Annotated in this window: 2 protein-coding genes and 1 tRNA gene; 2 read left to right on the top strand and 1 reads right to left on the bottom strand. The window is 38.8% G+C overall.

All coding sequences use genetic code 11. The features are described 5' to 3' along the window. Positions 1-486: DUF308 domain-containing protein (locus tag PCY17_RS12170; RefSeq protein WP_301395791.1), on the top strand; the 486-nt coding region annotated here is incomplete at its 5' end. A gap of 62 nt (positions 487-548) precedes the next feature. Continuing rightward, positions 549-621, top strand: a tRNA-Lys gene (locus PCY17_RS12165). A gap of 138 nt (positions 622-759) precedes the next feature. Here the strand turns inward: PCY17_RS12165 and PCY17_RS12160 are convergent. Beyond that, positions 760-1,086 (bottom strand): AI-2E family transporter (locus tag PCY17_RS12160; RefSeq protein WP_301395789.1); only part of this gene is annotated, 327 nt, incomplete at its 5' end.

The raw sequence follows: 1,086 nt of genomic DNA, 5'->3' as shown, positions 1-1,086 counted from the left end.
CTTGCAGGAGTTGTTTTTGTCCTTTTAGGACTTTTCCTATTTACAAACCCAGTAGCTAATCTTGTTGCTTACAGCTGGTGGATTGCATTTGGTTTACTGGTTTCTTCTATAGCAGCTATTTTAGGCTATTTCTCTGTACCAAAAGTGCTTCGCTCACCAGCTCATCTTTTCCAAGGGATTGTTAATCTTCTCTTAGCTCTTTACCTCGTTGCCTATGGCTTTGTGACGCTGCCAGTTGTCATTCCAACTATTTTAGGAATTTGGTTAATTGTAGAAGCCATTATAGCTTTCTTTAAAGGCAATCGTCTGGGATTGATTTTCCCTATTATTGGCAACCATATCATGTGGGTAGCCTTGCTTGCATTTTTACTAGGTCTAGTGATTTTGTTCAATCCAGTAGCTACAAGTGTCTTTGTCGTTTATGTCGTTGCCTTTGCATTTTTAATTGTTGGTTTCACCTATATCCTTGATGCCTTTCGTAAATAATCTAGCTGCCATTTTGGGCATATTAAAAAAGCTGGGAAGTTACATTCTCAGCTTTTTCTGTTGCTTCCTTAGCTCAGTTGGTAGAGCAGTAGACTCTTAAGCTATGGGGCGCAGGTTCGAGCCCTGCAGGGGGCATCTAAATCAACAGAAATAAGCCTTGAAACCAAGGCTTTTTTTAACGTCTAATAGCTTTTTGTAGAAAAGTATTTAAAAATAAAAGAGAAGAGAATCTCTCACTCTCTTCTCAGTATATCTTATTAAATTTAGTTTTTCTTAATCTACCTGATTTTCCTTTGCAACGACAAATTCTTTAACCAGTCGATAGATAACAGCAAATACGGGGGTAAAGAATATCATTCCAAGTAGTCCGAAAAGATTCCCTCCGATACTAGCAGCCGCAAGCGTGAAAATAGCTGGCAAACCAATAGACTGCCCTACAACTCTAGGATAAATAAGGTTTCCTTCAATCAGCTGTATAACTTGATATAGAAGAAGAGAAAGTAAGGCTTGAGTAGGACTCACTGTGAAGATAAAAATCGCTCCCACAACACAAGCAATCATAGGCCCTACATAAGGAATGAACGATAGCACTCCTGCAAA

Source organism: Streptococcus sp. SO2, from assembly GCF_030440025.1.
This window is presented reverse-complemented; position numbering and strand designations above follow the sequence as displayed.